The sequence below is a fragment of the Bradyrhizobium sp. USDA 372 genome (assembly GCF_053629095.1).
In genome coordinates, this window is sequence record NZ_JBRJHR010000001.1 from 6,908,376 (window position 1) to 6,932,585 (window position 24,210).

Here is a 24,210-nt window from a genome sequence, read left to right on the forward strand (position 1 = left end):
GGCCGGCGCAGAGGCACAATCCCAAGCGCGCCCTCGGTGCCTCCGCGCGGCGGGATGTCGCTACAATTGACTTCAGATTATTTTGTAGTTACAAAATAATCTTGTGAAGATCGTTTGGGACGAGCCAAAGCGCCGAGCCAATCTCGACAAGCACGGGATGGATTTCGCAGATCTCAACGAGACCTTCTTCGACAATGCTTTGGTTTTGGCCACCCATGGCAGTCGCTGGCGCGCGATCGGCATCAACATTCGTGGCGTGATCTCGGTGATCTTCGCGACCCGTGGAGCTGAGGGCGTCAGCATCGTCAGCATGCGTCCTGCCAGCAGGAAGGAAAGGAGGCTCTATGAAGAAAACCGTCGCTAAGAAGGGCTACACCGCACGGGACATGCGTGCTGTGAGCGACAATCCGGAATGGACCAAGGGCGACTTTGCCAGGGCCAAGACTTTCGATGAGGTTTTCCCGGGCATGCGGAAGGGACGCGGTCCCAATAGAGCCCCGACGAAACAACAGGTGACCTTGCGCCTGAGTCCGGCCGTGCTCGATCACTTCAAGGCGGAAGGTCCGGGTTGGCAGAGCAGGATCGACGAAGAGCTGGTCAAGGTGGTGAAGCGCAAGCGCACCTCTGCCGCAGGTTAGCTCATGCGTTTGAAATCCAACATTTGGGTCGCGGCCTACTTGCGGCGCTGCCAGACCGAGGGCGTGTTCGGCGCCGTGCGGCGTCGCGGTGCCGAGGAGGCGGGCGCGGTGTTCGTCAAGGTGTCGCTGCTCGACGGCAATGCGATGCTGTACGCGCCGGCGCCGCAGACCGTCTATGACGACGGCCGGCCCATCGATCGCTTCTTCGTGCCCGTCGCGCCGCAGCCTCTGCCGGAGCACACGATCGAGGAGCGGCTGACCAAGGAAATCCGGTTCGATCCGGACGCCTGGATCGTCGAGACCGAGGATCGCGCCGGGCGGCATTTTCTGGAATTGGCGAAGGCCTAGCGCCAATCGTCATTGCGAGGAGCGAAGCGACGAAGCGATCCAGAAGCTCTCTGCGGAGGGACTCTGGATTGCTTCGCTACGCTCGCAATGACGCGCTTGGGGCAGGCGTCGCGCACTCTCCATCCAATGTCGCTGCGTCTGAAGGCCGGCCTTATCGCTCCGACGACCCGCCGGTACCGGTCTTCACCCCGGGCGCCGAGCCCGGCTGCAACCCGGGGCGCGTCTGGCTTGCGCCGGCACGGGCGCGCTGGCGTTCGCCGTCGTGTAGCGACGACTGGTGCTTGGCCCGCGTCACCGCGAGCGTCGAGCCGCGCCAGGCCGCCAGCATCACCAGCGCCGATCGCTCGGCGAGGCGGTCGTAGAGCCGCGACAACCGGTACACCGTGTTCACGGACGTTCCGATCTCCGGCTTGAAGAACAACAGGATGCGCTGGAACACGGGGCTCGGCATGTCGAGCGCGCGCGCGGCGATCGCAAGCGCCTCGCCGCCGGCATCGTCGACGATCTGGGCTGCGACGCGCGAGGGCAGGATCAGGCTGTCGCCGAGCTCGAAGGCGAAGTTTTCGACATCACCCGCGATCGCCGCCATCTCCAGGATCTGGATCGCGCGCTTGGCGCGCACGGTCGGAATCCGGGGGGCGGCCTTCAGCGGGGTCTGCGCCAGATTGTGCAGGATCAGCGCGCGCTCGGAGGCTCCGGCGCGGAAGAACATGTCGTGGATCTCGGCCGCCTCTTTCGGCTGCATCGCCATGTTGGCGGCCATGCGCTGCTCGGCTTCGGTCGGCACGCGTGCCGATGCGGGCGTGCGCGGCGGAGCGGGGATCTCCCGGGCCAATGGAACCCTGCGGCCTTCCTGGGCCGCGACCAGGCCGAGCTTCTGCAGGATCGGGACGGGCGTCTGCGGATAGACCGCGAGCCGCGCCTTGACGGCCGCGCGCGTCGCATCGTCGACCTGGTCGATCAGCCGCGTGGCGAGCTCGACGAACTGCCGCTGCTCGTCGTCGCTGTGGGTGCTCGTCTGGACGTAAAGGTCGGTCAGCACGCGCAGCAGCGTCGGACGGACGTCGACACCTTCGCGACGGGACAGGGTCATCAGCCCGTCGAATCCGGGAAACAGCGACTTGGTCATGGAGGCGTACGCAACTCGGGAAAGAGACTTGGGGGCGAGCCTAGCGCAGGTTCTTTTAAAGCCTCGTTAAGGAAAACGATGCGTGAAGCCGGCCCTGCAAATTCAGCAATTGTCGTGCCGCAACGGGACGGCGCGGTCCGTGCGCTTACGGTCGAAGGGGCGCGTTTACACCCCGTTAACCATGAACTGATCTTAATGAAATGCATGTTGCAGGGGCGCGTTCGGTCGCGCGGCAATTGAAGAGAGCTGACATGGGGACCATCATCGAATTTCCGGCCGGTCGCCGGGTGGGCTCGTCGGGGGATGTCGCTCCGCGCGCGGACATGGGAACGGTCGTGATCCTTCCCGTGATCCGTATCGAGCGTGAGGCGGACGAAACCAGTGGCGATCGCGGGCCGGAGCAGGGCACAGCGCCGGGGCGCCGTCGTCGCCGTCGCTGACATCCGGCTTCATGCAATGCCGGGCTCCATCCGTCAGATCCGGCCTGTCCTATCGGCCGTCCTGCTCACGCTGCTAAGCGCCTTGCTCGCGGCGTGCAGCGGCGGCGACTTCGGCCGCACCCGCGAGAGCATGCGCAGCGACGACATGCATCGCTGGCTCGGTGCGGAGGTCACCTCCAGCGTCGGCCTGAAGCCCTCGCAATTCCAGCTCACCGACGAAGAGCGCCAGCTTCGCGATCTCGCCTATCCCATGATCGAGCCGCCGCTGTCGCGCCCGGCATGGAAGAGCGTGTTCGGCGACTACAAGGCGCTGCCCTCGCCGTGGCGGCAGAAGATCGTGTTCGACCGCACCATGTACGGACGCACGCTGATCGACGAGCCGCACCGCTCGCATTCCTCGCGCTATGCGCAGCTGATCGAGGACGTGCGCAACGACATCACCCGCTTCGAGCCGTTCTTCGCCAGCGCGATCCGCGTCATCGACCTCGACAGGAAGCGCGATGCCAGCATGGCGCGCGTCTCCGCGCTCTCGCCGAGGGAGAGGGACGATGCGGTCGCGCGCATGCAGGAGAACTCGCTGATCGTGCAATGGGTGCAGCAGTGCCTGGAGCAGCGCGTCTCGTCCTACCGCTGGGCGCTGGAGCGCCTGGTGATCCAGGCCCCCGACGGCATGGCCGCCGATGCCGACCGCCTGATCGGCGAGCTCGCCGCCCAGACCGCCAACCCGCCGGTCGCAGGCCAGCCGCCTTACGGCCGCGCGGTGATCTCGAAGGGCTGAGCGCCGGTCCTCACGCCTGCCAGTTCCGCCGGGACGGTGCTGCCGCACGCGCGCCCGCCGCGGGCCTCGCGGTTCAGCATAATGGGCGAATCGCCCCGATTGGCGCTTGTTCCCCCCGGCCGTAGCGATAGGATTGCGCTGTTACACCAAGTCATTTTGCACGAAGGTCTTTTGCGATGAGCAGCAATTCCGGGATGCGGCTTGAGGTCCGTCGAAATTCCACACTTGCGCGAAAACTGCCAATTCTTGCCATTCTCTTCGGATCAGCCGGCCCGGCCGCCGCGCTGACCCAGGAGGCCGCGCTCGAGAACTGCCGGATGACGGTCGGCAAGCCGATCGTGCAAGCCTGCATGCAGGCACAAGGCGGCCGCAAGGCCGGTGCCGATATCGAGGGTTGCCGCGCCAAGGCCAAGCCGCAGGTCAAGGCCTGCGTGATGGCGGCTCTCAACGCCGCCAATGGCCGGGCCAATGTCGCCGTCGAGCTGCCGAAGGAAGCGGCGCCGAAGCTGGAGCCCGGCACCGCACTGCCGAAGGGCTTCATCGCGCCGCCCCGCACCATCGCCGACATCACGGCGATCCTCGATAGCGAGAAGCCGAACGAGAAGCTGATCGTGGAGCTGAAAGCGGATGCCGATTCCACGCCAAAGGGCAAGGAATCGCGCGAAGATCTCGCGCAGTTCTATTTCGATCGAGCCAATGCGCGTGCGCAGCTTGGTCGGCTTGCTGAATCCATTGCGGATGCCAGCAAGGCCGTCGAGGTCGGCCGCGGCGCCGTCGAGCCTCGGCTGATGGGCCGCATGCAGCAGCTCCTCTCGCTGCAATACGCCGCAGCCGGCGACCCAAAGCGGTCGATGGATGTGATTCAGAAGTTGTTGCGTGAGACCGCCACCCAGCCGGGCGCAAAAGGATACCAATTGAGCGCCAACCGGTCCGTTGTCGGCAACCTCATCCAGATGGGCGATGTCGCCCAGGCGGAAGCCTATCTGCGTCGCACACAGGCCGCAATCCAGGAGGCGCGCACCAGCGGTCTTCCGGGGTGGCGCACCTCCTATGCGCGCTTCGGGCAGAACTGGGAAGGGGAGCTCGAAGCGACCAGGGCGATGATCTTCGAAGCGCGCGGGCAGTTCGCGGAGGCCGAGGCTGCCTATCGCGTGGCCGAGCAGCGCAAGCGGGCCGGCATGAAGGGCGTGATGGAGTCGGACAATCCCCCGGCGGAAACCGTCTTCCTGCAGTCGATCGACAACCTGGTGCTCAGTCAGGCCCGCATGAAGGCGCGTCAAGGCCGGCTTGCCGAAGCCGAGGTCGACGCCCGTCGTGCTCTGCTGGCGCGACTGAAGGACACCGGCAAGTACAATCCGGTGACGCCGCGCTACGTCATGGGCCTCGCGGGCATTCTGGTCGAAGAGGGGCGCTACGAAGAAGCCGAGCAGCTCGGCCGCGTGGCCCTGGAGATCAACAAGACCGTCGGTGTTCCCGACGATTCTCAATCCACCGTGCAATGGCTGTCGCAACTGGCCGGCATCCTGGCGCTCCAGCGCAAGACGCCGGAAGCCAACGCGATGTACGCGGCGATCGACAAGGCGATTGCGAATTGGGAGCCGCAGCGCCGCCAGGTGTTCGAGCTCAATCCGTCGCGCATCCTCTCGCTCTACGCCTCCGGCCAGCTCGAGGCCGGCATCGCTGCAGCCGAGCAATTGGTGAAGAAGCAGGTCGGCCGCGTCGGCGAAAATCATTTCGATGCCGCCTCGGCGCGCGGCACGCTGGCGGTCGGTCTGATGCGGGCGCGGCGCGATGCCGAAGCGATCCGCGAGTTCAAGGCCGCCATCCCGATCATGATGGCGAGCGCGCGGGAAAATGCCGACGACGAGAACACCACCGTGGTCGCCGCGCGCAGCCAGCGCCTGCAGAGCATCGTTGAAAGCTATTTCGTGCTGCTTGCACGTACCGAAGCCGCAAGCGGCGGGGTCGGCGAGGAGACCTTCAGTCTCGCGGACGCCATCCGCGGCCGCTCGGTTCAGCAGGCTCTGGCGGCATCGAGCGCGCGGGCGGCCGCCAAGGATCCGGCGCTGGCCGATCTCGTCCGCAAGGAGCAGGACCTCACCAAGCAGGTCAACGCGCAACTTGGAACGCTCAACAACGTGCTGGCGCTTCCGTCCACCGAGCGGGACGAGAAAGGCGTGCAGCAGATCCAGGCCTCGATCGCCGCCTTGCGCACCGAGCGCGACAAGGCGCGCCAGGAGATCAAGCAGAAGTTTCCGGTCTACGCCGATCTCGTCTCTCCCAAGCCGCCCAGCGTCGCCGAAATCCGCGCGACGCTCGCCGACGGGGAGGCGATGCTGTCGTTCTATTTCGGCCAGAGCGGCAGTTTCGTCTGGGCCGTGCCGAAATCGGGCCCGGTGGCGTTCGCCGCGGTCAACGCCAGGATCGGCGACATCGAGACCAAGATACGCAAGCTGCGCGAAGCGCTCGAGCCGCAGGCGGCGATGATCTCGGACATTCCGCCGTTCGATCTCAAGCTCGGCCACGAGCTCTACGAGCTGCTGCTGAAGCCGGTCGAGAGCGGATGGAAGCCGGCCAAGAACCTGATCGTCGTGACCAACGGCGCTCTCGGGCTTCTGCCGCTGTCCCTGTTGCCGACGGCACCGGCGGAGGTGGCCGCGGACGAGGACCCGCTCTTCGTCGGCTATCGCAACGTACCGTGGCTGGCGCGAAGCCATGCCGTGTCGACGGTGCCCTCGGCCGCGGCGCTGCGCACGCTGCGGCAATTGCCGCCGGGCAAGCCCGGTCGCGGCGACCTCGTGGCCTTTGGCGATCCTTATTTCAACCGCGAGCAGCAGGCCGAGGCGGAAGGCGGCGGAGAGAAGATTCAGGTCGCCGACGCCGGCGGCAACATCACGCGCGGCGGTCCGCTGAAGCGGCGCAACAGTCCCAAGCTCGAAGGCGTCGACAGCGCCGAGCTCGGTCTGCTGCCCCGTTTGCCCGACACCGCCGACGAGTTGAAATCGATCGCGCTGGCACTGCAGGCGGACCCCTCGAAGGTGTTGTTCCTCGGCAAGAGCGCGACCGAGAGCGCGGTTAAGACCATGAACCTGTCCGGCTTCAGGATCCTGGCCTTTGCCACCCATGGGCTCGTCCCGGGCGAGCTGAACGGGCTGACGCAGCCGGCACTCGCTCTGTCGTCGCCGACGGTGACGGGCGAGGGCGGTGACGGCCTCCTGACCATGGAGGAGATCCTCGGCCTCAAGCTGGATGCGGACTGGGTCGTCCTGTCGGCCTGCAATACCGGGGCCGGCGCCGGCGCCGGGGCAGAGGCCGCATCCGGGCTGGGGCGCGCCTTCTTCTACGCCGGAACGCGCGCACTGCTGGTGACGAACTGGTCGGTGCATTCGCAGTCGGCGCGGCAATTGGTGACTGACCTGTTCAAGCGGCAGGCCGACGATCCCAAGCTGTCGCGCAGCGAGGCGCTGCGCCAGGCGGCAATGGCCCTCGTCGACGGTCCGGGTTATCTCAACAGCGAAGGCAAGACCGAGTTCGCCTATGCGCATCCGCTGTTTTGGGCGCCGTACACGATCATCGGCGATGGCGGCTTGCGGTGATGAGACGGGAAGGAGGGCAGGGGAAATGAAGCGGAATGTCTTGCTCGGAATTGTGGCTGCAGCTTTGCTGGTCTCGGCGCCATCGCGTGCCACGCTGTTGATCACGGAGGAGGAAGCCAAGCTGCCGCCTCCCAAGGGAGCGGTTGCCGTCGAACAGCGCGGCATCCTGCGTGGCCCGAAGGTCGAGTTCGTCTCGCCGGGCGACGCGGCGAGCTCGCCGCTGCGGCTGGTGTTGAAATTTCAGTCCTATGGCGGGGCAAAGGTCGACCCGAACTCGGTCAAGGTGATCTTCCTCCGCACGCCTAACGTCGACCTGACTCCCAGGGTGAAGCCCTTCGTGCAGGCTGATGGCATCAACATGCAGGATGCGGAGCTGCCGCCCGGCGAATACACGGTGCGCGTCGATATCAAGGACAGCGATGGCCGGCCAGGCACGGCCGTCTTCACTCTGAAGGTCGCGCCCAAGTGACCTTTGCCCAAGTGACCTGCCCTTACTGCCGGTCCGAAAGTGCCGAGGGTGCGCTGGTTTGTGCCTCGTGCGGGCGCGACATCGCCGTTCCTGCCACGCTGCTTGCCGAGCGCGACGATCTCTTGCGCAAGCGCGAGGATCTGCGCGATGAACTGAAACGGGCCAGAGACGAGATCGAAGCGATCATGAGACGAAGGAAGTCGCGCTAGCGATGGAGTGCCCGTTCTGCGCCGAGACGATCAAGGACGAAGCCATCGCGTGCAAGCATTGTTCGCGGGACTTGCGCGTCGTACGGCCGACGCTTCTCGAGATCGACGAGATCGTTGCCGAGCTGGACAAGCTCAGGCGCGATCTCGATCGCGTCAACGTCCGTCTCGAGCGCTACAACAATCCGTTGCGCTATTACGGAACGCATGCGGTGCTCTATGTTGCGATTCCGTCTCTGCTGCTGGTGATCGCGCATGTGCTTGTGACCATCACCTTCAACCTGTCGCCGATCCCGCTTCGGATCGCGTCGATCGCCGTACCGCTCTTGTTCGGATTCGTTGCCTATCCGCTGCACCGGGTCTACGTCCTGGCGGCATTCGTGCTCGCGTTTCTCACCGCGAGTGTCAGCATCCTGGCGATGCTGACGATCACCGGGATCCACGATCGTGTCCCGATCCTTCCAACGGTATGGATCGAATGGCGGGAGGTGTTCGAATATGGCGCCAGTATCCTGCTCGCCTTCGTCTCGGGTAACATTCTCAGCGTCGTGATCTTCCAGATATTGCCGCGTGTGCTGACCCAGGGCGGCAAGCCGAACGCGTTCGCCTTCCGCATGGCGCGTCTATTGGGGCAGCATGTCGGTGAGGAGCAACTGCGCCGCCGCGCCCGCCTGATACAGGACCTCATGCAGACCGTGGGGCCACTGGCCGGCGTTGCCGCGACCGCCGTCGGCTCGATCTATGCGGGCTTGAAAGGCTTGCTGGGATAGCTGAACCTTCCGAAGCGCGCTTGCCGGCCTATCGCGCTTCCACCACTTCGCCGTCTTCCTTCACGAAGCGGCCGACCGGAGCGTCCAGGAGATCGATCACGGCTTCCGACGGCCGGCACAAGCGCGTGCCCTTTGACGTCACCACGATCGGACGGTTGATGAGGATAGGGTGGGCGATCATGACATCGAGGAGCTCGTCATCGCTCCATTTGGGATCGTCCAGGCCGAGCTCCTTGTAAGGCGTTCCCTTCTCGCGCAGCAGCGCGCGGACCGGAATGCCCATGGTCGCGATCAGCTCCTTGAGCTCGTCGCGCGAGGGCGGCGTCTTGAGATATTCGACCACGACGGGCTCGGTGCCGCTCTGCCGGATCATCGCCAGCGTGTTGCGCGAGGTGCCGCAGGCCGGGTTGTGATAGATCGTGACGGTCATCGAATTGTCTCCGTGATTGCAACCGAGGCGGACGCGCGTGAGCGTCCGAGCAGCCAGTTCATCAGCAGCATGCCGGCGAACGCTCCGCACAGCTCGGCAATGACGAAGCCGGGCAGGTCGGCGGGACGAATGCCTGAGAACGTGTTGGTCAGGGACCTCGCAATGGCCACGGCCGGATTGGCAAACGAGGTGGAGGCCGTGAACCAATAAGCCGCGGTGATGTAGAGGCCCACCAGCCAAGGCACGGCCGTCCGCTGAAACCGGATGCCGGCCAGGATCGTCGCAACCAGCCCGAACGCGGCCACCGCTTCGGCGAACCATTGCGGCCCTCCGGTTCGGACTTTCGTCGAGAGGTCGAGCACAGGCAAACCGAACATCAGATGCGCCGCCACCGTTCCCGCGATCCCGCCGGCGATTTGCGCGACAATATAGAACGCAGCCTCGTATGGGGGCAGCTCGCGCCGTCCGGTGAAGACGAGTGTCACCGCGGGATTGAAATGCGCGCCGGAGATCGGGCCGAGCACCGTGATCAGGACGACCAGGATGGCGCCGGTCGGCAAGGTGTTGCAAAGCAGCGCAAGCGCGACGTCCTTGGTCAACGTTTCCGCCATGATGCCGGAGCCGACCACGGTGGCGACGAGAATGCCCGTGCCGAGCGCTTCGGCCGCAAGGCGCCGTGAAAGATCGAAACTGTCCATCAGCCGGCCTTCGGTACCAAATCGGTTGCACCTTCGGAGCGGCCGATTTCGCGCAGCTTGGTGCCGAGCGAAAGCTTGTCGATGCTCCTCAGCGGGAGGTTCACGAATGTAGCGATGCGGTTTCTCAGATAACGAAACGCGGTGACGAATGCCGCCTGTTTCTCCAGTTCTGAACCCTCTGCTGCGGCAGGATCCTGGATGCCCCAATGCGCCGTCATCGGCTGGCCCGGCCAGATCGGACAGGCCTCACCCGCTGCGTTGTCGCAGACGGTGAAGACGAAATCCATCACCGGTGCATCCGGAGCGGCAAACTCCAGCCAGCTTTTCGAGCGCATTCCGTCGGCGGGATAGCCCATGTGTTCCAGCGTGCGCAACGCCAGCGGATGGACTGCGCCTTTCGGGGTGCTGCCGGCGGAGAAGGACTGAAAGCGGCCGCCGCCGTCCTTGCGCAGGATCGACTCAGCCAAGATCGATCGTGCCGAATTGCCGGTGCATAGGAACAAGACGTTAAACCTGTGATCAGACACGGCTTCGCTCCTTTCGTTTTGGCGAACAGCACGATTGCAAAGTCTCGACGACGGGGTCGCAAACTTCCGGCCGTCCGTCGCAGCAATCGCGCAGCAGGAAGACTGCGACGTTGCGAAACTCGCCGAGATTGGCGCGATAGACGATCGAGCGGCTGTGCCGCTCGGAAGATACGAGGCGGGCGCGGCTCAGAATCGACAGATGCGCCGACAGCGTGTTTTGCGGGACTTCCAAGAGGCGCGCGAGGTCGCCGGCCGCAAGACCTTCAGGTTCGTGCCTGACCAGCGTCCGGAACGCCTCCAGGCGGGTCGGTTGAGACAGCGCGGCGAGCGCCAGGACGGCTTGCTCTGTTTCCATACATCCAGATTTATGGAATTATCGAGGCCGCGTCAATCTGGAAACCTCCGGGCACCGATCCAAATTTCGAATATTCTAGAAATATCGTTTGACAATCGATGTGCACGGGCGCACCGTGTCGCTCATGAAGATCGACGACGCAGCAGCACGCCTGGAAGCCCTCGGAAATCGGACCCGCCTGCAGATTTACCGGGCGCTGGTTCGGGCCGGGCATGCGGGCATGCCGGTCGGCCGCCTGCAGGACAAGCTGAAGATTCCGGCCTCGACGCTGTCGCACCACATCAAAACCTTGGTCTCGGTCGGACTGGTCAGTCAGAGCAGGGAATCGACGACCCTGATCTGCCGCGCCCATTTCGATGCCATGCGGGGGCTGGTCGACTTCCTGGCCGCGGAGTGCTGTGCAGACGAAGCGGGATGTAACGATGCCCAGACGGCAGCCTGATTCATTTCGCTAATTATTCGATAATTCTAGAAGGATGGAGTACTGGGAGTGGACAAGACCGTAGCCATCATCGGAGCGGGGCCGGTCGGCCTCGCAGCCGCCGCTCATGTGCTCGAACGCGGCATGTCCCCTGTCGTGCTCGAGGCCGGACCCGAAGCCGGGCATGCCGTGCGGCAATGGCAGCACGTCCAGCTCTTCTCGCCCTGGGAATACAACGTCGACAAGGCCGCGGCGCGCCTGCTTGCGCCGACTGGATGGAATTCGCCGGACCCGAGCTCATATCCGACCGGCGGCGAACTGATCGATCGCTATCTCGCGCCTCTGGCCACGCGAACGCCGCTGCGCGAGACGATCCGGACCTCGAGCCGCGTCACGGCGATCAGCCGCGCCGGCTTCGACAAGGCGAAGACGAAGGGGCGGGGCCAGGCGCCGTTCGAAATCCGCTACCGGAACGGCAAAGGCGACGAGGTGATGCGCGCCGATGCCGTCATCGACGTCTCCGGCACGTGGTCCTCGCCCAATACCGCCGGCAGCAACGGTCTGCCGGCGTTCGGCGAACGCGAATGCGCCGGCCGCATCGCCTATGGCATGCCGGCCGTGCGCGGCTCCGCTCGCGACAGATATGCGGGCAAAACCGTGGCCGTGCTCGGTGCCGGCCATTCCGCCCTGGGCACGCTGATCGATCTCGCGCAGCTCGCCGAGGAGGCGCCCGGCACCAGGCCCGTTTGGCTGCTGCGCGGCGCGGATCCGGCAAAGGCCTTCGGCGGCGGCCGCAACGACAAGCTTGCCGCGCGCGGCGAGCTGGGCTCAGCCTTCGCCGCGCTCGTGACTGCCGGAAAGATTGCGGTCGAGACCGGCTTCGGTGTCACCCATATTTCGGAGCTCGAAGGCCGTCTCAGGATTTCGGCAGGCGCCAGTTCTGCTGCGCCGAGTGTGGTTGCCGATGAGCTGGTGGTGTCGACCGGCTTCCGGCCCGATCTCTCGTTCCTGTCCGAGCTGCGGCTGCGGCTCGATCCGGCGATCGAGGCGCCCCTCGCGCTCGCGCCGCTCATCGACCCCAACGAGCATAGCTGCGGAACGGTGCGGCCTCACGGCGCGCGCGAGCTGGCGCATGATGAGCCGGGCTTCTATCTTGCCGGCATGAAATCCTACGGCCGCGCGCCGACCTTCCTGATGATGACCGGCTACGAGCAGGTCCGCTCGATCGTCGCCGACATCGCCGGCGACAAGGAGGCGGCGGCAAGGGTCGAGCTCGTGCTGCCGGAGACCGGCGTCTGCACACGCGCCGGCGTGGAGTCCGCCAGCGCAGCGGGATGCTGCGGTGGTCCGCCCAAGGCCGAACCCTCGGCCTGCTGCGCCGCCGATGAATCCGCCAAGAAGGCGGGCGGTGTGGGATGCGGTTGCTCATGAGCCGTGGCACTGCGAGCCCGCTCACTGTCGTCGTCGCGCTCGGCACCGCGCAGACCATCGCTTGGGCGTCGAGCTACTATCTTCCTGCGATCCTGGCTGCGCCGATCGCGGGCGATCTCGGTCTTGCGCCGACTTACGTGTTCGCCGCGCTGTCGGGAGCGCTCATCATCTCCGGCCTGCTTGGTCCGAGAGTTGGGCATGCCATCGATACGTTCGGTGGGCGCAGCCTGCTTGCTGTCTCGAACCTCGTTTTGGCGGTAGGCTTGCTGCTGCTGTCCGCGGCCTATGGCGTAGCGGCGCTGATTACAGCCTGGATCCTGCTCGGGATCGGCATGGGCATGGGCCTCTATGAAGCCGCGTTCGCGACGCTTGCGCGCATTTACGGCGCCGATGCGCGACGAACGATCACCGGCATCACCCTGATCGCCGGTTTCGCCAGCACGCTCGGCTGGCCGCTCACGACCTGGCTCGCCACGGAGTACGGCTGGCGCGCGGCCTGTCAGCTGTGGGCGGTGATCCACATCGGCCTTGCCTTGCCGCTCAACCTTTCGCTGCCCCGTGCCGCTCCTTTGCATCAGGAGTCCGGACCGAGCACGGGCGCAAGCCGGCAATCCGGTCGGCAGAGCGAAACCTTCGTCATGATACTGCTGGCGTACATGTTTGCGGCCGCAAGTTTTGTCAGCTCCGGAGTCTCGGCCATTCTGCCCACCATGCTGGTCGCGTTCGGCGCCACGCCAGCACAGGCGTTGTTGGCAGGAGCATTGGTCGGACCGGCACAAGTCGGTGCCCGCCTTCTGGAAGCAGGATGGCTTGGCCGGTTTCATCCGCTGCTGTCGGCGAGACTCGCCATGCTCATGAATCCCATCGGCGTGCTTGCGCTGGTCGCAGGCGGCCCTTGGCTCGCACCGGCCTTCGCGGTGCTGTATGGCGCCGGCAACGGCATCATCACCATTGCCCGTGGTACGCTGCCGTTGGCGCTGTTTGGGCCGGTCGGGTTCGGCAGGCGTGTCGGGATGATTTCGCTGCCTTCCAGGGCAACGGGCGCTTTCGCGCCCCTTGCGCTGGGACTGATGGTGGAGCATCTCGGCAGCAGCGCGCTCTGGATCAGCGCCCTGGCCTCGGTCTCTGCGTTCTTCGCCCTTCTGCTGCTTCGTGGGGATCAGACGGCATGAGTCCCTGTCCGAGGGGAGGAGAACATTCGTAGCTTGCGCGGCTGGCCGCTGATTGCGGTGATGTGTATCGGCCAGCTCGGCAATCTGCTGCCGCACGTAACGTTGTCCGCAAATCTCGCCCAGCATCTGATGCCGGCGTGGGGGTTGTCGGCCGCCGAGGGCGGGATGATGGCGAGCGGCTATGCGTTTGGCTACATGCTGGCGGTGCCCGTGCTCACGACGCTGACCGATCGCATCGACGCACGGCTCGTGCTCCTCTGCGGCTCTGTCGTCAGCGGAGTAGCGACCGTTGCGTTCGGCATCTTCGCGCAAGGGTTCTGGTCGGGGACCATCATCTGTCGCTCGCCGGCCTTGGTTTTGCCGGTGCCTACATGCCCGGGCTCAAGGCACTGACGGACCGGTTGCCCGCCGGCGACAGCTCGCGGGCGGTCACGCTCTACACGTCGAGCTTCTCGGTGGGCGTCGGCCTGTCGTTCCTGATCGCGCAAGTCCTCGCCGACGGCTGGGGATGGCGGACCGCGTTTTACGTGACCGGCATCGGCCCCATCGCGATGGTGGTCGCGTGTCTTTTGATCGAGAGGCGCAGTCCCGCTCCAAGAACAGGACGCCTTTTGAACTTTGCGCCCGTTTTCGCCAACCGCGAGGCACTCGGCTACATCTTCGGCTATGGCGCGCATTGCTTCGAGCTCTACGGCATTCGCACCTGGCTGGTCGGCTTCTGGACCTACGTCGTCGCGCATCAGGGCGCACCCTCATGGCTGAGCCCGGTCCTGATGAGCTTCTGCTTTGCAGTGATCTCCATGCCGGCCAGCATCCTCGGCAACGAGGCCGCATTGAAGTTCGGGCGACATCGGGCGATCACGGTGGTGATGATCGCTTCGGCCTGCGTTGCGCTCGTCATCGGTCTGAATGCGACGGCTCCGGCATGGTTGCTGGCGCTGCTGCTGGTGATCTATGGCCTGACGGTGCCGGCGGATTCCGGTGCGTTGACGGCCGGCATGTCGGCTGCAGCTGTCTCGGAGCATCGCGGCGCGACTCTGGCCCTGCATTCGACCGTCGGGTTCGGCCTGTCGGCGATCGGAGCGTGGGGAACCGGGGTTGCCCTCGATGCCGCTGGCGGTCCGCAGAGTGCAGAGGGCTGGTTGCTGGCCTTCACCGTGCTCGCGACCGGGATCGCACTCGGCCCGCTCGCGTTGATATGGTCGCGGACGGCTCGGTCCGACGAGCTGGTATCGAGGTCGCAATAGGCGAGCAGGATGCGGGCGATCGGGCTGACAGGGATCCGAGCCTTGCTCACGAATGCTTGACCCGGATCAAAGAATGCTTTCGGCCGCAGACTATGTTACTCAGGCTGCATTGCGGGTTCCAAAGGGTATCCAAAAGGTTAAAGCACGTCTGATGCGGATCGTTCGGACCATCCTGGCACTCGCCATCGCCATATCCCTGGCGATGCTGCCGGCTGGTGCGTCCGCTTCCAGCCTTACGATGTCGTCGGGTGATATGCAGGCGGCCATGCAGGTCGGCGGCGACGGCGATATGTCGATGGACGATTGTTGTCCCGACATGAAGGGAACGGGCTCCGACAGCAGCTACACGTGCGGGATGGGCTTCTGCTGTGTCGGCGGTACTGTCGCACTTGCGGACATTCGTCCCCTGGCTTTCGAATTCCTTGCCGTCGCGGCAGCGGAAGCGGCTATTCCCGCCGATCAGGTCGTCGCCTCCCGCGGCGGCAGTCCTCCCTTCCGGCCTCCTCGAATCTGATCTCCGTAAAAGACGCGCGCGGGCACGCCCCGCGCGACGACGGCTGATGTGCGCATTCCTGCGTCACGGTCGAGATCAATTCATGAGGACAGGACAATGCTTTCCAAATTCAGCACTGCGGCTGTTGCCGCCACCCTTTCGCTTGCCGCCTCGGCCGCGTTGGCGGGCGCCGGCGATTATGCTTTCGAGCCGGTCAATCCCGAGATGAAGAAGGGCGACGACGTCACGCTCGCCGTTCGCCTGACCAACAAGCAGACCGGCAAGCCGGTGTCCGACGCCGTCATCTTCAAGACGCGCGTGGACATGGCGCCGGACGGCATGGCCGAGATGGAATCGGCGGTCGCACCGCTGCCGTCCAAGGAGCCGGGCGTCTACGCCTTTAGGACGGACCTGCCGATGGCCGGCCGCTATCAGGTCACGCTCTCGGCGAAGGTGCAGGGTGAGGCCGAGACGGTCACGGGCAAGGTCGTCGTCAAGGCGATCAAGTGAGCTTTCGGGCGCCTCCGGATGGCGCCCGAACTTCTCTTTCCCATTCACATGGACGCGCTCTGAGCGCGCGAATTCAACCATGAAGACGTTGCGTCTCTTGACTGCTCTCGCTCTCGGCGGCGGCCTCGCCCTTGGCGCGTACTGGTCCTCGAACGAGGGGCGCTGGTCGGTCCATGCCGAAGTGACCCCGGCTGCGGCGCCAGCGGACCGGACTCCGCTCTACTATCGCGATCCCAGTGGCGCGCCGCTCTGGTCCGCCGGGCCAAAGAAGGATGACCGCGGGCGGGACTATCTGCCGGTCTACGATGACGATAAGGCCGCCCAGGCAGAACCGGGACCAGCGCAGGCGGCTTCATCGCGCAAGATTCTCTACTACCGCAATCCCATGGGCTTGCCCGACACCTCGCCGGTGCCGAAGAAGGACCCGATGGGGATGAACTATATCCCCGTCTACGAAGGCGACGACGTCGATGATGGCACGGTGAAGCTGTCGCCCGGCAAGATCCAGCGCAGCGGCGTGAAGTCCGAGCCGGTCGCGCGGCGATCGGTCCGTGCCTTGGTCAAGGCGCCCGGCACGATCCAATTGGACGAGCGCCGCGTCTCGGTGATCGCGATGCGCGCCGAGAGCTTCGTGCAGAAGATCGCGGACGTCACCACCGGCACCCGCGTCAAGGCGGGCCAGCCGCTGATGGAGATCTACAGCTCGGCGGTCGCCTCCGCGGCGGCCGAATACCTCGCGACCATCACCTCCAAGACCGTCGGCGGCGTCGAGATGTACGGCCGCGGCTCGCGGCAACGGCTGGTCAATCTCGACGTCCCCGAGCGGGTGATCGCCGAGATGGAGAAAACGCATGTCGCGCCCGTCACCATCCTTTGGTCGGCGCCGCGCGACGGGATCGTGCTCGAGCGCAACGCGATCGAAGGCATGCGCGCCAATCCCGGCGACGTGCTGTTCCGCATCGCCGACACCTCGCTGGTCTGGGCGCTGGTCGACGTCGCCGAGCGCGATCTCGGCAACATCGCGGTCGGGCAGTCCGTTGCGGTGCGCGCGCGCAGCTTCCCCGGCCGAAGCTTCACCGGCAAGATCGCGGTGATCTATCCGCAGGTGAACCGCGAGACCCGGACGGTCCGCGTCCGCATCGAGCTCGCCAATCCCGAGGCGGTGCTGCTGCCGGACATGTATGTCGATGCCGAGGTCGATACGGCAGATAGCGCGCCCGTCCTGGCGATCCAGGACAGCGCGGTGCTCGACACCGGCACGCGGCAGGCCGTCCTCGTCGACAAGGGGGAAGGGCGCTTCGAGCCGCGGGAGGTGAAGCTCGGGCGCCGCGGCGGCGGCTTGATCGAGGTGCGGGACGGCCTTGCCGAAGGCGAAGCGGTGGTCACGTCCGCCAACTTCCTGATCGATGCCGAGAGCAACCTGAAGGCCGCGCTGAAAGGCTTTGCCGAGGCTGCGCCTCAAGCCCCCGACGCCGGCCATGCGACGGGAGAGCACAAATGATCGCCCGCATCATCGCCTGGTCGGCGCGCAACCTGCTGCTGGTGTTGTTCGGCACCGGCTTTGCGGCCGCCGCCGGCTTCTACGCGCTGCTTCATCTGCCGCTCGACGCGATCCCCGACCTCTCGGACCCCCAGGTCATCGTCTACACCGAATATCCCGGCCAGGCGCCGCAGGTGATCGAGGACCAGGTCACCTATCCCCTGACGACGGCGATGCTGACCGTGCCGAAATCGAAGGTGGTGCGCGGCTTCTCCTTCTTCGGCGTGTCGTTCGTCTACGTGATCTTCGAGGACGGCACCGACATCTATTGGGCGCGCTCGCGTGTGATGGAGTTTCTGAACAGCGCCACGTCGCGGCTTCCCGTCGGCATCACCCCGACCATCGGGCCCGATGCGACCGGCGTCGGCTGGGTCTATCAGTACGCCGTGATGTCGAGGGAATTGAACCTCGCCGACACACGCACGATCCAGGACTGGAATCTGAAATTCGCGCTGGCCAAGGCCGAGGGCGTCGCGGAGGTCGCCAGCATCGGCGGCTTCGTCAAGCAGTACAACGTGGTGCTCGACCCGCAGCGCATGCGCGACCGCGGCATCAGCATGCAGAAGATCCGGGAGGCGATCCGCGCCAGCAATTCCGACGTCGGCGGCCGCACGGTCGAGCTGTCGGAATTCGAATACGTCATTCGCGGCAAGGGCTACATCAAGAGCATCAACGATCTCGGCAATATCGTCCTGAAGACGAGCAACGGCACGCCGGTGCTGCTGCGGGACGTCGCCAATGTCGAGCTCGGACCCGACGAGCGGCGCGGCATCGCCGAGCTGAACGGCGAGGGCGAGGTCGCGAGCGGCATCGTGCTGCAGCGCTTCGGCGTCAATGCGCTCGACGTCATCGAGAACGTCAGGAAGCGCTTCAAGGAGATCGCGAGCAGCCTGCCGAAGTCGGTCGAGATCGTCCCGGTCTACGACCGCTCGGGCCTGATCTATTCGGCGATCGACACGCTCAAGCACACGTTGTTCGAGGAGAGCATCGTGGTCGCGCTCGTCTGCATCGTGTTCCTGCTCCATGTCCGCAGCGCGCTGGTCGCGATCCTGATGCTGCCGGTCGGCGTGCTTATGGCGTTCGGTGCCATGAAGCTGCTGGGCCTCGGATCCAACATCATGAGCCTCGGGGGCATCGCGATCGCGATCGGCGCCATGGTGGATGCCGCGATCGTCATGATCGAGAACGCGCACAAGCACCTCGAGCGCGCCGAGCCCGGTCAGTCGCGCGTTCAGATCCTGATCGATGCGGCGTCCGAGGTCGGCCCGGCGTTGTTCTTCAGCCTGCTCATCATCACCGTCTCGTTCATGCCGATCTTCACGCTGGAATCGCAGGAGGGGAGGCTGTTCAGCCCGCTGGCCTTCACCAAGACCTTCGCGATGGCTGCCGCGGCCCTCTTGTCCGTCACTCTGGTGCCGGCACTGATGGTGATCTTCGTTCGCGGCAGGATCGTTCCCGAGAGCAAGAACGTCATCAACCGATTCCTGATCTTTATCTACCGGCCGGTCATCAAGGGCGTGCTGCGCGCCGAGACGCTGGTGATCCTGGCCTCGCTCGTCGTGCTCGCCGTCACGATCTGGCCGGCGCGGCAGCTCGGCACCGAGTTCATGCCGACGCTGAACGAGGGCACGCTGCTCTACATGCCGACCACGCTGCCCGGCATCTCGGTGACCAAGGCGGCCGAGCTGATGCAGACGCAGGACCGCATCATCAAGTCGTTCCCGGAGGTCCAATCGGTCTACGGCAAGGCGGGACGGGCGGCGACCGCGACCGATCCGGCGCCCACCGAGATGTTCGAGACGGTGGTCAGCCTGAAGCCGAAGGAGCTTTGGCGCCCTGGCGTCACCATCGACAGCCTGATCGCGGAGATGGACAAGGCGCTGCAGTTTCCGGGCGTCTCAAACGCCTGGACCATGCCGATCAAGGCGCGCATCGACATGCTGTCCACCGGCATCCGCACTCCCGTCGGCGTCAAGGTGATGGGCACCGACCTCGTCGAGATCGATCGGCTGGCGAAGCAGGTCGAACGCGTGATCAAGGCGGTCCCGGGCACCGCATCGGCCTACGCCGAGCGCGGCATCGGCGGCTATTATCTTGAGATCGTCCCGGATCGCGAGGCGCTCGCCCGCTACGGCATCCTGATCCAGGACGTTCAGGACACCATCGCGGCCGCGCTCGGCGGCCAGACCGTCACGACGACGGTGGAGGGGCGGCAGCGGTTCACGGTGAACATGCGCTATCCGCGCGACCTGCGCGACAATCCCAAGGCGATCGCCAGCGACATCCTGGTGCCGATGCCCGCAGGCGGCGCCGTGCCGCTCGGCGAGGTCGCGAAGGTCGAGCCGGCGCGAGGACCGACCTCGATCCGGACCGAGAACGGCCAGCTCGCGACCTACGTCTACGTCGACATCCGCGACCGCGACATCGGCAGCTACGTCGCCGACGCGCAACGCGCCGTGACTGACAGCATCCAGTTCCCGCCCGGATATTACGTGGTCTGGAGCGGCCAGTACGAATATCTCCAGCGCGCCGCGGCACGCCTGAAGATCGTGGTGCCGGTGACGCTGACGATCATCTTCCTGCTGCTCTACCTGAATTTCAGGGCCATGACCGAAACCCTCATCGTGATGCTGTCGCTGCCCTTCGCGCTGGTCGGCGGCATCTGGATGATGTGGTGGCTAGGCTTCAATTTGTCGGTCGCCGTCGCCGTCGGCTTCATCGCGCTCGCCGGCGTCGCCGCCGAGACCGGCGTCGTGATGCTGATCTACCTCGAGCATGCCCTAGCCGAGCTGAAGGCGACGTGCAGCGCCGAGGGCAGGGGGTTCACCCGGCAGGATCTCCACGAGGCCATCATGGTGGGCGCGGTCGAGCGCGTGCGTCCCAAGATGATGACGGTCGTCGCCATCATGGCGGGCCTGCTGCCGATCATGTGGAGCACCGGAACCGGGTCGGAGATCATGCAGCGGATCGCGGTGCCGATGATTGGCGGCATGATATCGTCGACGCTGCTGACGCTGATCGTGATCCCCGCGATCTTCGGATTGGTGAAGGGCGTCCGCTTGCCGCCCAAGCGCGAGGACAAGGCGCCATCGACCGAGACGCCAAAGCCGATCGGCGCCAGATTGCGCGTCGTGGAGCCGGCCGGATGACGCGAGCCCTGATGCACGATCAAGCTCTGGAGTGACAGCGAAAGGAATCCGAAGATGAAGCAACGCGCCTGTTTGATGACCCGCCGGTCGCTTGTCGGGCTGATCGCCGCGGCCGCTCTTGCAAGGCCGGCCGCGGCCGCGCCCGACGCAGCCACACTCACGGTGCACCGGGATCCGAGCTGCGGCTGCTGCGCCGGCTGGGTGCAGCATCTGCGGGATGCAGGATTTACCGTAGAGGTGGAGGAGACCCCCGACCTCGACCCGATCCGGGCTCGTCTCGGCATCCCATCGAACCTGGTCGCCTGTCATACGGCAGAGGTCGCCGGTTATGTCGTCGAGGGGCACGTGCCGGCTGCGGCCGTGCGGCGCCTCCTCTCCGAGCGTCCCAACGCGAAGGGACTCGCCGTGCCGGGCATGCCGGTCGGATCGCCCGGGATGGAAGGCGGCACGCCGCAGCGTTACGAGGTCGTGCTGTTCGGTGCCGATGGCCAAAAGCCGTTCATGCGCTTCATCGGCGCGCAGGCGATTGATTGACCAAGGCGCGCTACCATACCGGCATGATGCACCGGGCTGTGCGGGGGCTATCCATTGAGAGCTCTTCCCTGCGGCCATCCTTCGAGACGCCCGCTTTCAGCGGGCTCCTCAGGATGAGGGCGGAGTGCGCGGCAGCGGTTTCAACGAACACTGATGCCGATGAGCCTCATCCTGAGGAGGCGCGTAAGCGCCGTCTCGAAGGACGAGGCGTGCGCACCGGCCGTGCTACAAGTCGTATGCGATAGCCTTGGGGGCTGCCTTGGTGCTGTGCGGGGGACACATTAGACGGTGCAGCGCGATGCTAGCCTATGGCTGTGGCGGATAGCGCTCGAACGCCGGCAGTTCGTGCGCATGCTCCATCCAGCGCAGGCGCTCGGCGACCTGGATCTGCATCGTGGCGGGCACCGCCTCGGGATCGTCGTAGGTCGCGCTCTGGATGTCGATGATCCCCGGCATCATGTTGGTATTGACGTAGAACAGTCCGGTTCCGCACTCGCCGCAAAAGTGCCGTCGTCCGTGTTCCGAGGAGCGGTAAACCTTAGGTTCGCCCTTGGTCACCTTGACGGCGCCGTCCGGGTACATCGTCCAGCCGACGACCGGAGCCCCGGCGTGAAGCCGGCAATCGCGGCAGTGGCACAGCGCGTGCACGATTGCTTCGCCCTCGACCTCGTAACGGATTGCGCCGCAGTGACAGCCGCCCTTCATGGTGCTCATGCGTTCCTCCGATCGAACACGAGTTTTCAAATCGATAGCTCTCGCGCCTGGTGGCTTCAACAACGCAGTCAATTCGCGATTGCGTCCTACTGTCGCCTGACAGCTGCTGCCAATGCGGCTCCGCCGACGAGGCTATGTTCGCGCCCGTGTACTCTGAGGTAGCAGGAGGCGTTGCTTCACCGTCCGCGCGATCGCCGCCGGCGCCTCCTCGGGGATCGCAAAGCACGAGCTCGCGTTGATCTCGCAGAGCACGTAAGTGTCCGCGCCGGCCGCATCTGTCGGCCCGTACAGGAAGTCCGCGTCCCAGATCACCGGCAATGACGAGGGCTCATCGATGCCGAGCGTTGCCATCATCTGCGGCGTCCATTCGTCCTCCATCGACCGCCGCAGCGCCTGGAATTGCGGAGCATCAGGCCCGTGCATGATCCGCGGCCCGGGCTGCGCCTCGGGCGCCTCCGGTCCTTCAGGCGGCGGCGGGATCAGGGCCTTGATCTTTTGGTGTCCGAAGCCGGCGACTTTGGCGCCGCTCATGTAGCACCGGATCATGCCGTCGGGCAGGCGCGGTTGAAACGCCTGGTCGATGATGCAGCCGCCCCAGCCGAAATAAGGCTCGCACCGTGCGAGCAGGGCGTCCATCGGCATGTCCTCGGGCATGCTGCCGCGCTGCGCATGCAGCACGCGAACCATGCCTTGGCTGTCGGGCAGGGCCTCGACCTTCCAGACGCCCTGGCCGCCATTGCCGCGGTTCTGCTTCAGCACGCGCGGGCCGCTGGCACGAAGGCGCGCCGGAAACTGGCTGCGGAAGCTTGCCGCGCTGTCGTAGCGGTGCGTGTCGGCGCCCCAGCCCAAATGCCGTGTTCGGTAGAGCACCTCCTTGACGCCCATCTTCAGGATGATGTCCGGATGCGCGCTCACCCATGGCCCTTGCGCAGCGACGTCGCGCAGCAGGGCGTCGAGCTCGGCGCGGGTCTTGCCCTGGTGGATCGGATCGACCCAGACCAGCACGCCGTCGGCTGCGAGCAATTGGTCGCGGACCGCGCCCGCAAAGCTCTCGTCGTAGATCGCCGGGAAGGCTTCGATGCCCGCGGCGGCGAGCGCTTCGAAGACGCGGACGAAGCGGCTGTTCTGCGCCGTCGCCTCGCGCCGCGCGGCAACGTCGCCGCGCGAGAGGATGGCTATGGTTCGGAGGGGAGGGGAATGACGTTCGGTGTCCATGCGCAAGCTCCACGTATTTGCGTGCTGCGCAGAGCTTGGACCTGGGTCTCACGGGGAGTCTGCATCGTCCCCACCCGGAGAATGTATGTGAAACCGCCTCGTCGTTTCAAGATGGGCTGGCGAGTTCCTTTCGCAGGGGCAACTCTTCGTGACGTGGCGCGGCCGTGCGCCGGTTGACAGCCCGGTCTTGCGGGTTTTTAGTCGGCGCGACGGGGATGTGCGATCTCCCCGCGAGGCGACATGCCCAAGCATCGCGTCCTGATCACCAAGGGCGCAGCATGTCATCACACCGCAGCTCCATTCCACAATCCGCCCGACTTGCCAGCTTCCGGCCGCCGAATCGCCATGGCATGCGCCTCGGCGGCGAGTCCGCTGTGTCTGGCGGAACGGCCGGAGCCGGCCCCACATGTCCAGCGTCACCTGGGGCAGGGACACACCCAGAGCTCAAGGGAGCTGATCCATGCATAAGACTGTTTCGGCACTGATAGGCGTCGCTGCCTGCTTCATCACGAGCGCTCACGCGCAGGGCATCGACTGGCAAAAGGTCGATGAGACACTGGGCCGCAAGCCCATGGTTGCGGACGATGTCCATCGCTACGGCTTTCCGCGCACCGATCTCACCGTGACTTTGGATGGCGTCACGATCAAGCCGGCGCTGGCGCTTGGCGGCTGGCTCGCGTTCAAGCCCGCGCATGGCGGAGCCATGGTCATGGGTGACCTCGTGCTGCTCGAGAGCGAGGTCAGCCCTGTGATGACGAAGATGATTGCGAGCGGTCTCGAGATCACCGCCGTGCACAACCATCTGCTGCGCGCAAGCCCGGCGACCTTCTACATGCACGTCACCGGACATGGCGACCCGGTCAAGCTGGCGTCGGCAATCCATGATGCCCTCGCCGAAAGCAAGACGCCCCTGACGGTCGCCGCGGCAGCGAACTCGCCCTCCATCGATCTCGACACGGCGAAGCTCGATCAGATCATCGGCGTCAAGGGGCAGGCCAATGGCGGCGTCTACCAGTTCAACGTCAAACGGCGAGACCCTGTCTCCGAAGACGGCATGCTGCTGACGCCGGTCGGTGCGATGGGCGTCGCGACCGCGATCAATTTCCAGCCGACCGGCGGCGGAAAGGCGGCCATCACGGGCGACTTCGTCCTGACCAGCGACGAGGTGAATCCGGTCATCGTGGCGCTGCGGACACATGGCATCGAGGTGACGGCGCTGCACAGCCACATGCTGAACGAACAGCCGCGACTCTTTTTCATGCACTTCTGGGCCAACGACGACGCGGTCAAGCTTGCCGAAGGCTTGCGTGCGGCGATCGAGAAGACCGCCAGCACCAAGAGCTGAGCCAAAGCACCGTGAGGCGTTTCAATGATTGAATGTCTGACGTTGGAACAGCCGA

General features: G+C 65.4%; 25 protein-coding genes and 1 pseudogene. 19 read left to right on the top strand and 7 right to left on the bottom strand.

What is annotated here, in order from left to right:
* The first annotated feature begins 103 nt into the window (after positions 1 to 103).
* Genes AB7M16_RS32245 through AB7M16_RS32255 form a run of 3 tightly spaced genes read left to right on the top strand, consistent with a single transcriptional unit; the run spans position 104 to position 986 of the window.
* The gene (locus AB7M16_RS32245) at positions 104 to 364 is read left to right on the top strand and encodes a BrnT family toxin (RefSeq protein ID WP_172784187.1); all 261 of its coding nucleotides are present in this window, start codon (positions 104 to 106) and stop codon (positions 362 to 364) included.
* Entirely contained in the window at positions 345 to 638 is a 294-nt protein-coding gene (locus AB7M16_RS32250) for a BrnA antitoxin family protein (RefSeq protein WP_172784188.1), read from the top strand. The genes AB7M16_RS32245 and AB7M16_RS32250 overlap by 20 nt, the downstream gene beginning before the upstream one ends.
* A 3-nt stretch (positions 639 to 641) precedes the next feature.
* Entirely contained in the window at positions 642 to 986 is a 345-nt protein-coding gene (locus AB7M16_RS32255; protein ID WP_172784189.1) for a DUF1491 family protein, read from the top strand.
* A 151-nt stretch (positions 987 to 1,137) separates the two neighbouring features.
* Here the strand turns inward: AB7M16_RS32255 and AB7M16_RS32260 are convergent, their stop codons facing one another.
* Entirely contained in the window at positions 1,138 to 2,115 is a 978-nt protein-coding gene (locus tag AB7M16_RS32260; RefSeq protein WP_453946435.1) for a DUF2336 domain-containing protein, read from the bottom strand.
* 251 nt (positions 2,116 to 2,366) lie between these two features.
* Between AB7M16_RS32260 and AB7M16_RS32265 the strand changes: the two genes are divergently transcribed.
* From AB7M16_RS32265 to AB7M16_RS32290, 6 genes are all read left to right on the top strand, one after another.
* Positions 2,367 to 2,555, top strand: coding sequence for a hypothetical protein (locus tag AB7M16_RS32265; protein ID WP_172784191.1), 189 nt, complete (start codon positions 2,367 to 2,369; stop codon positions 2,553 to 2,555).
* A 16-nt stretch (positions 2,556 to 2,571) separates the two neighbouring features.
* Positions 2,572 to 3,333: a hypothetical protein gene (locus AB7M16_RS32270; RefSeq protein WP_453946436.1), complete on the top strand. Its 762-nt coding sequence runs from the start codon at positions 2,572 to 2,574 to the stop codon at positions 3,331 to 3,333.
* 176 nt (positions 3,334 to 3,509) lie between these two features.
* Positions 3,510 to 6,929, top strand: a complete 3,420-nt coding sequence (locus AB7M16_RS32275; RefSeq protein ID WP_453946437.1) for a CHAT domain-containing protein — start codon at positions 3,510 to 3,512, stop codon at positions 6,927 to 6,929.
* A 25-nt stretch (positions 6,930 to 6,954) separates the two neighbouring features.
* Positions 6,955 to 7,398, top strand: coding sequence for a hypothetical protein (locus AB7M16_RS32280; RefSeq protein ID WP_260382911.1), 444 nt, complete (start codon positions 6,955 to 6,957; stop codon positions 7,396 to 7,398).
* Positions 7,395 to 7,607 (top strand): hypothetical protein, encoded by a 213-nt coding sequence (locus AB7M16_RS32285; protein WP_246571179.1) that lies wholly within the window; start codon positions 7,395 to 7,397, stop codon positions 7,605 to 7,607. Before AB7M16_RS32280 ends, AB7M16_RS32285 begins: the two co-directional genes overlap by 4 nt.
* 2 nt (positions 7,608 to 7,609) lie before the next feature.
* Positions 7,610 to 8,374 carry a hypothetical protein gene (locus AB7M16_RS32290; RefSeq protein WP_453946438.1) on the top strand — a complete coding sequence of 255 codons (765 nt, stop codon included), beginning with the start codon at positions 7,610 to 7,612 and terminating at the stop codon, positions 8,372 to 8,374.
* A gap of 28 nt (positions 8,375 to 8,402) precedes the next feature.
* Here the strand turns inward: AB7M16_RS32290 and arsC are convergent, their stop codons facing one another.
* The 4 genes from arsC to AB7M16_RS32310 are packed head-to-tail and all read right to left on the bottom strand — an operon-like array spanning position 8,403 to position 10,384.
* Positions 8,403 to 8,804: an arsenate reductase (glutaredoxin) gene (gene arsC / locus AB7M16_RS32295; protein WP_453946439.1), complete on the bottom strand. Its 402-nt coding sequence runs from the start codon at positions 8,802 to 8,804 to the stop codon at positions 8,403 to 8,405.
* Entirely contained in the window at positions 8,801 to 9,502 is a 702-nt protein-coding gene (locus tag AB7M16_RS32300) for an aquaporin (protein ID WP_453946440.1), read from the bottom strand. Before AB7M16_RS32300 ends, arsC begins: the two co-directional genes overlap by 4 nt.
* Positions 9,502 to 10,029, bottom strand: coding sequence for an arsenate reductase ArsC (locus tag AB7M16_RS32305; RefSeq protein ID WP_453946441.1), 528 nt, complete (start codon positions 10,027 to 10,029; stop codon positions 9,502 to 9,504). The genes AB7M16_RS32300 and AB7M16_RS32305 overlap by 1 nt, the downstream gene beginning before the upstream one ends.
* Entirely contained in the window at positions 10,022 to 10,384 is a 363-nt protein-coding gene (locus AB7M16_RS32310; protein WP_453946442.1) for an ArsR/SmtB family transcription factor, read from the bottom strand. The genes AB7M16_RS32305 and AB7M16_RS32310 overlap by 8 nt, the downstream gene beginning before the upstream one ends.
* Positions 10,385 to 10,508: 124 nt before the next feature.
* Between AB7M16_RS32310 and AB7M16_RS32315 the strand changes: the two genes are divergently transcribed.
* The 9 genes and pseudogenes from AB7M16_RS32315 to AB7M16_RS32355 all read left to right on the top strand — a co-directional run bounded on the left by AB7M16_RS32315 (position 10,509) and on the right by AB7M16_RS32355 (position 20,881).
* Positions 10,509 to 10,826 (top strand): ArsR/SmtB family transcription factor, encoded by a 318-nt coding sequence (locus AB7M16_RS32315; RefSeq protein ID WP_453946443.1) that lies wholly within the window; start codon positions 10,509 to 10,511, stop codon positions 10,824 to 10,826.
* 48 nt (positions 10,827 to 10,874) lie between these two features.
* Positions 10,875 to 12,236 (top strand): NAD(P)-binding domain-containing protein, encoded by a 1,362-nt coding sequence (locus tag AB7M16_RS32320; RefSeq protein ID WP_453946444.1) that lies wholly within the window; start codon positions 10,875 to 10,877, stop codon positions 12,234 to 12,236.
* Positions 12,233 to 13,408, top strand: coding sequence for an MFS transporter (locus tag AB7M16_RS32325; RefSeq protein WP_453946445.1), 1,176 nt, complete (start codon positions 12,233 to 12,235; stop codon positions 13,406 to 13,408). The genes AB7M16_RS32320 and AB7M16_RS32325 overlap by 4 nt, the downstream gene beginning before the upstream one ends.
* Before the next feature lie 60 nt (positions 13,409 to 13,468).
* Positions 13,469 to 14,655, top strand: a pseudogene (locus AB7M16_RS32330) (MFS transporter).
* Between the two features lie 151 nt (positions 14,656 to 14,806).
* Positions 14,807 to 15,169, top strand: coding sequence for a hypothetical protein (locus AB7M16_RS32335; protein ID WP_439403472.1), 363 nt, complete (start codon positions 14,807 to 14,809; stop codon positions 15,167 to 15,169).
* A 96-nt stretch (positions 15,170 to 15,265) separates the two neighbouring features.
* Entirely contained in the window at positions 15,266 to 15,658 is a 393-nt protein-coding gene (locus tag AB7M16_RS32340) for a FixH family protein (protein WP_453946446.1), read from the top strand.
* A 79-nt stretch (positions 15,659 to 15,737) separates the two neighbouring features.
* A complete protein-coding gene (locus AB7M16_RS32345; RefSeq protein ID WP_453946447.1) occupies positions 15,738 to 17,159 on the top strand; it encodes an efflux RND transporter periplasmic adaptor subunit in 1,422 nt (473 codons plus the stop codon).
* Positions 17,156 to 20,347, top strand: a complete 3,192-nt coding sequence (locus tag AB7M16_RS32350) for an efflux RND transporter permease subunit (protein ID WP_453946448.1) — start codon at positions 17,156 to 17,158, stop codon at positions 20,345 to 20,347. The genes AB7M16_RS32345 and AB7M16_RS32350 overlap by 4 nt, the downstream gene beginning before the upstream one ends.
* 54 nt (positions 20,348 to 20,401) lie before the next feature.
* On the top strand, positions 20,402 to 20,881 hold the full coding sequence (locus AB7M16_RS32355) for a DUF411 domain-containing protein (RefSeq protein ID WP_453946449.1): 480 nt from the start codon (positions 20,402 to 20,404) through the stop codon (positions 20,879 to 20,881).
* A 306-nt stretch (positions 20,882 to 21,187) separates the two neighbouring features.
* Here the strand turns inward: AB7M16_RS32355 and AB7M16_RS32360 are convergent, their stop codons facing one another.
* The gene (locus tag AB7M16_RS32360; protein ID WP_453946450.1) at positions 21,188 to 21,595 is read right to left on the bottom strand and encodes a GFA family protein; all 408 of its coding nucleotides are present in this window, start codon (positions 21,593 to 21,595) and stop codon (positions 21,188 to 21,190) included.
* A gap of 132 nt (positions 21,596 to 21,727) precedes the next feature.
* Positions 21,728 to 22,810, bottom strand: coding sequence for a Cj0069 family protein (locus tag AB7M16_RS32365; protein ID WP_453946451.1), 1,083 nt, complete (start codon positions 22,808 to 22,810; stop codon positions 21,728 to 21,730).
* Positions 22,811 to 23,270: 460 nt separating this feature from the next.
* Between AB7M16_RS32365 and AB7M16_RS32370 the strand changes: the two genes are divergently transcribed.
* Positions 23,271 to 24,155, top strand: coding sequence for a DUF1259 domain-containing protein (locus tag AB7M16_RS32370; protein WP_453946452.1), 885 nt, complete (start codon positions 23,271 to 23,273; stop codon positions 24,153 to 24,155).
* The last annotated feature ends 55 nt before the right edge of the window (positions 24,156 to 24,210 follow it).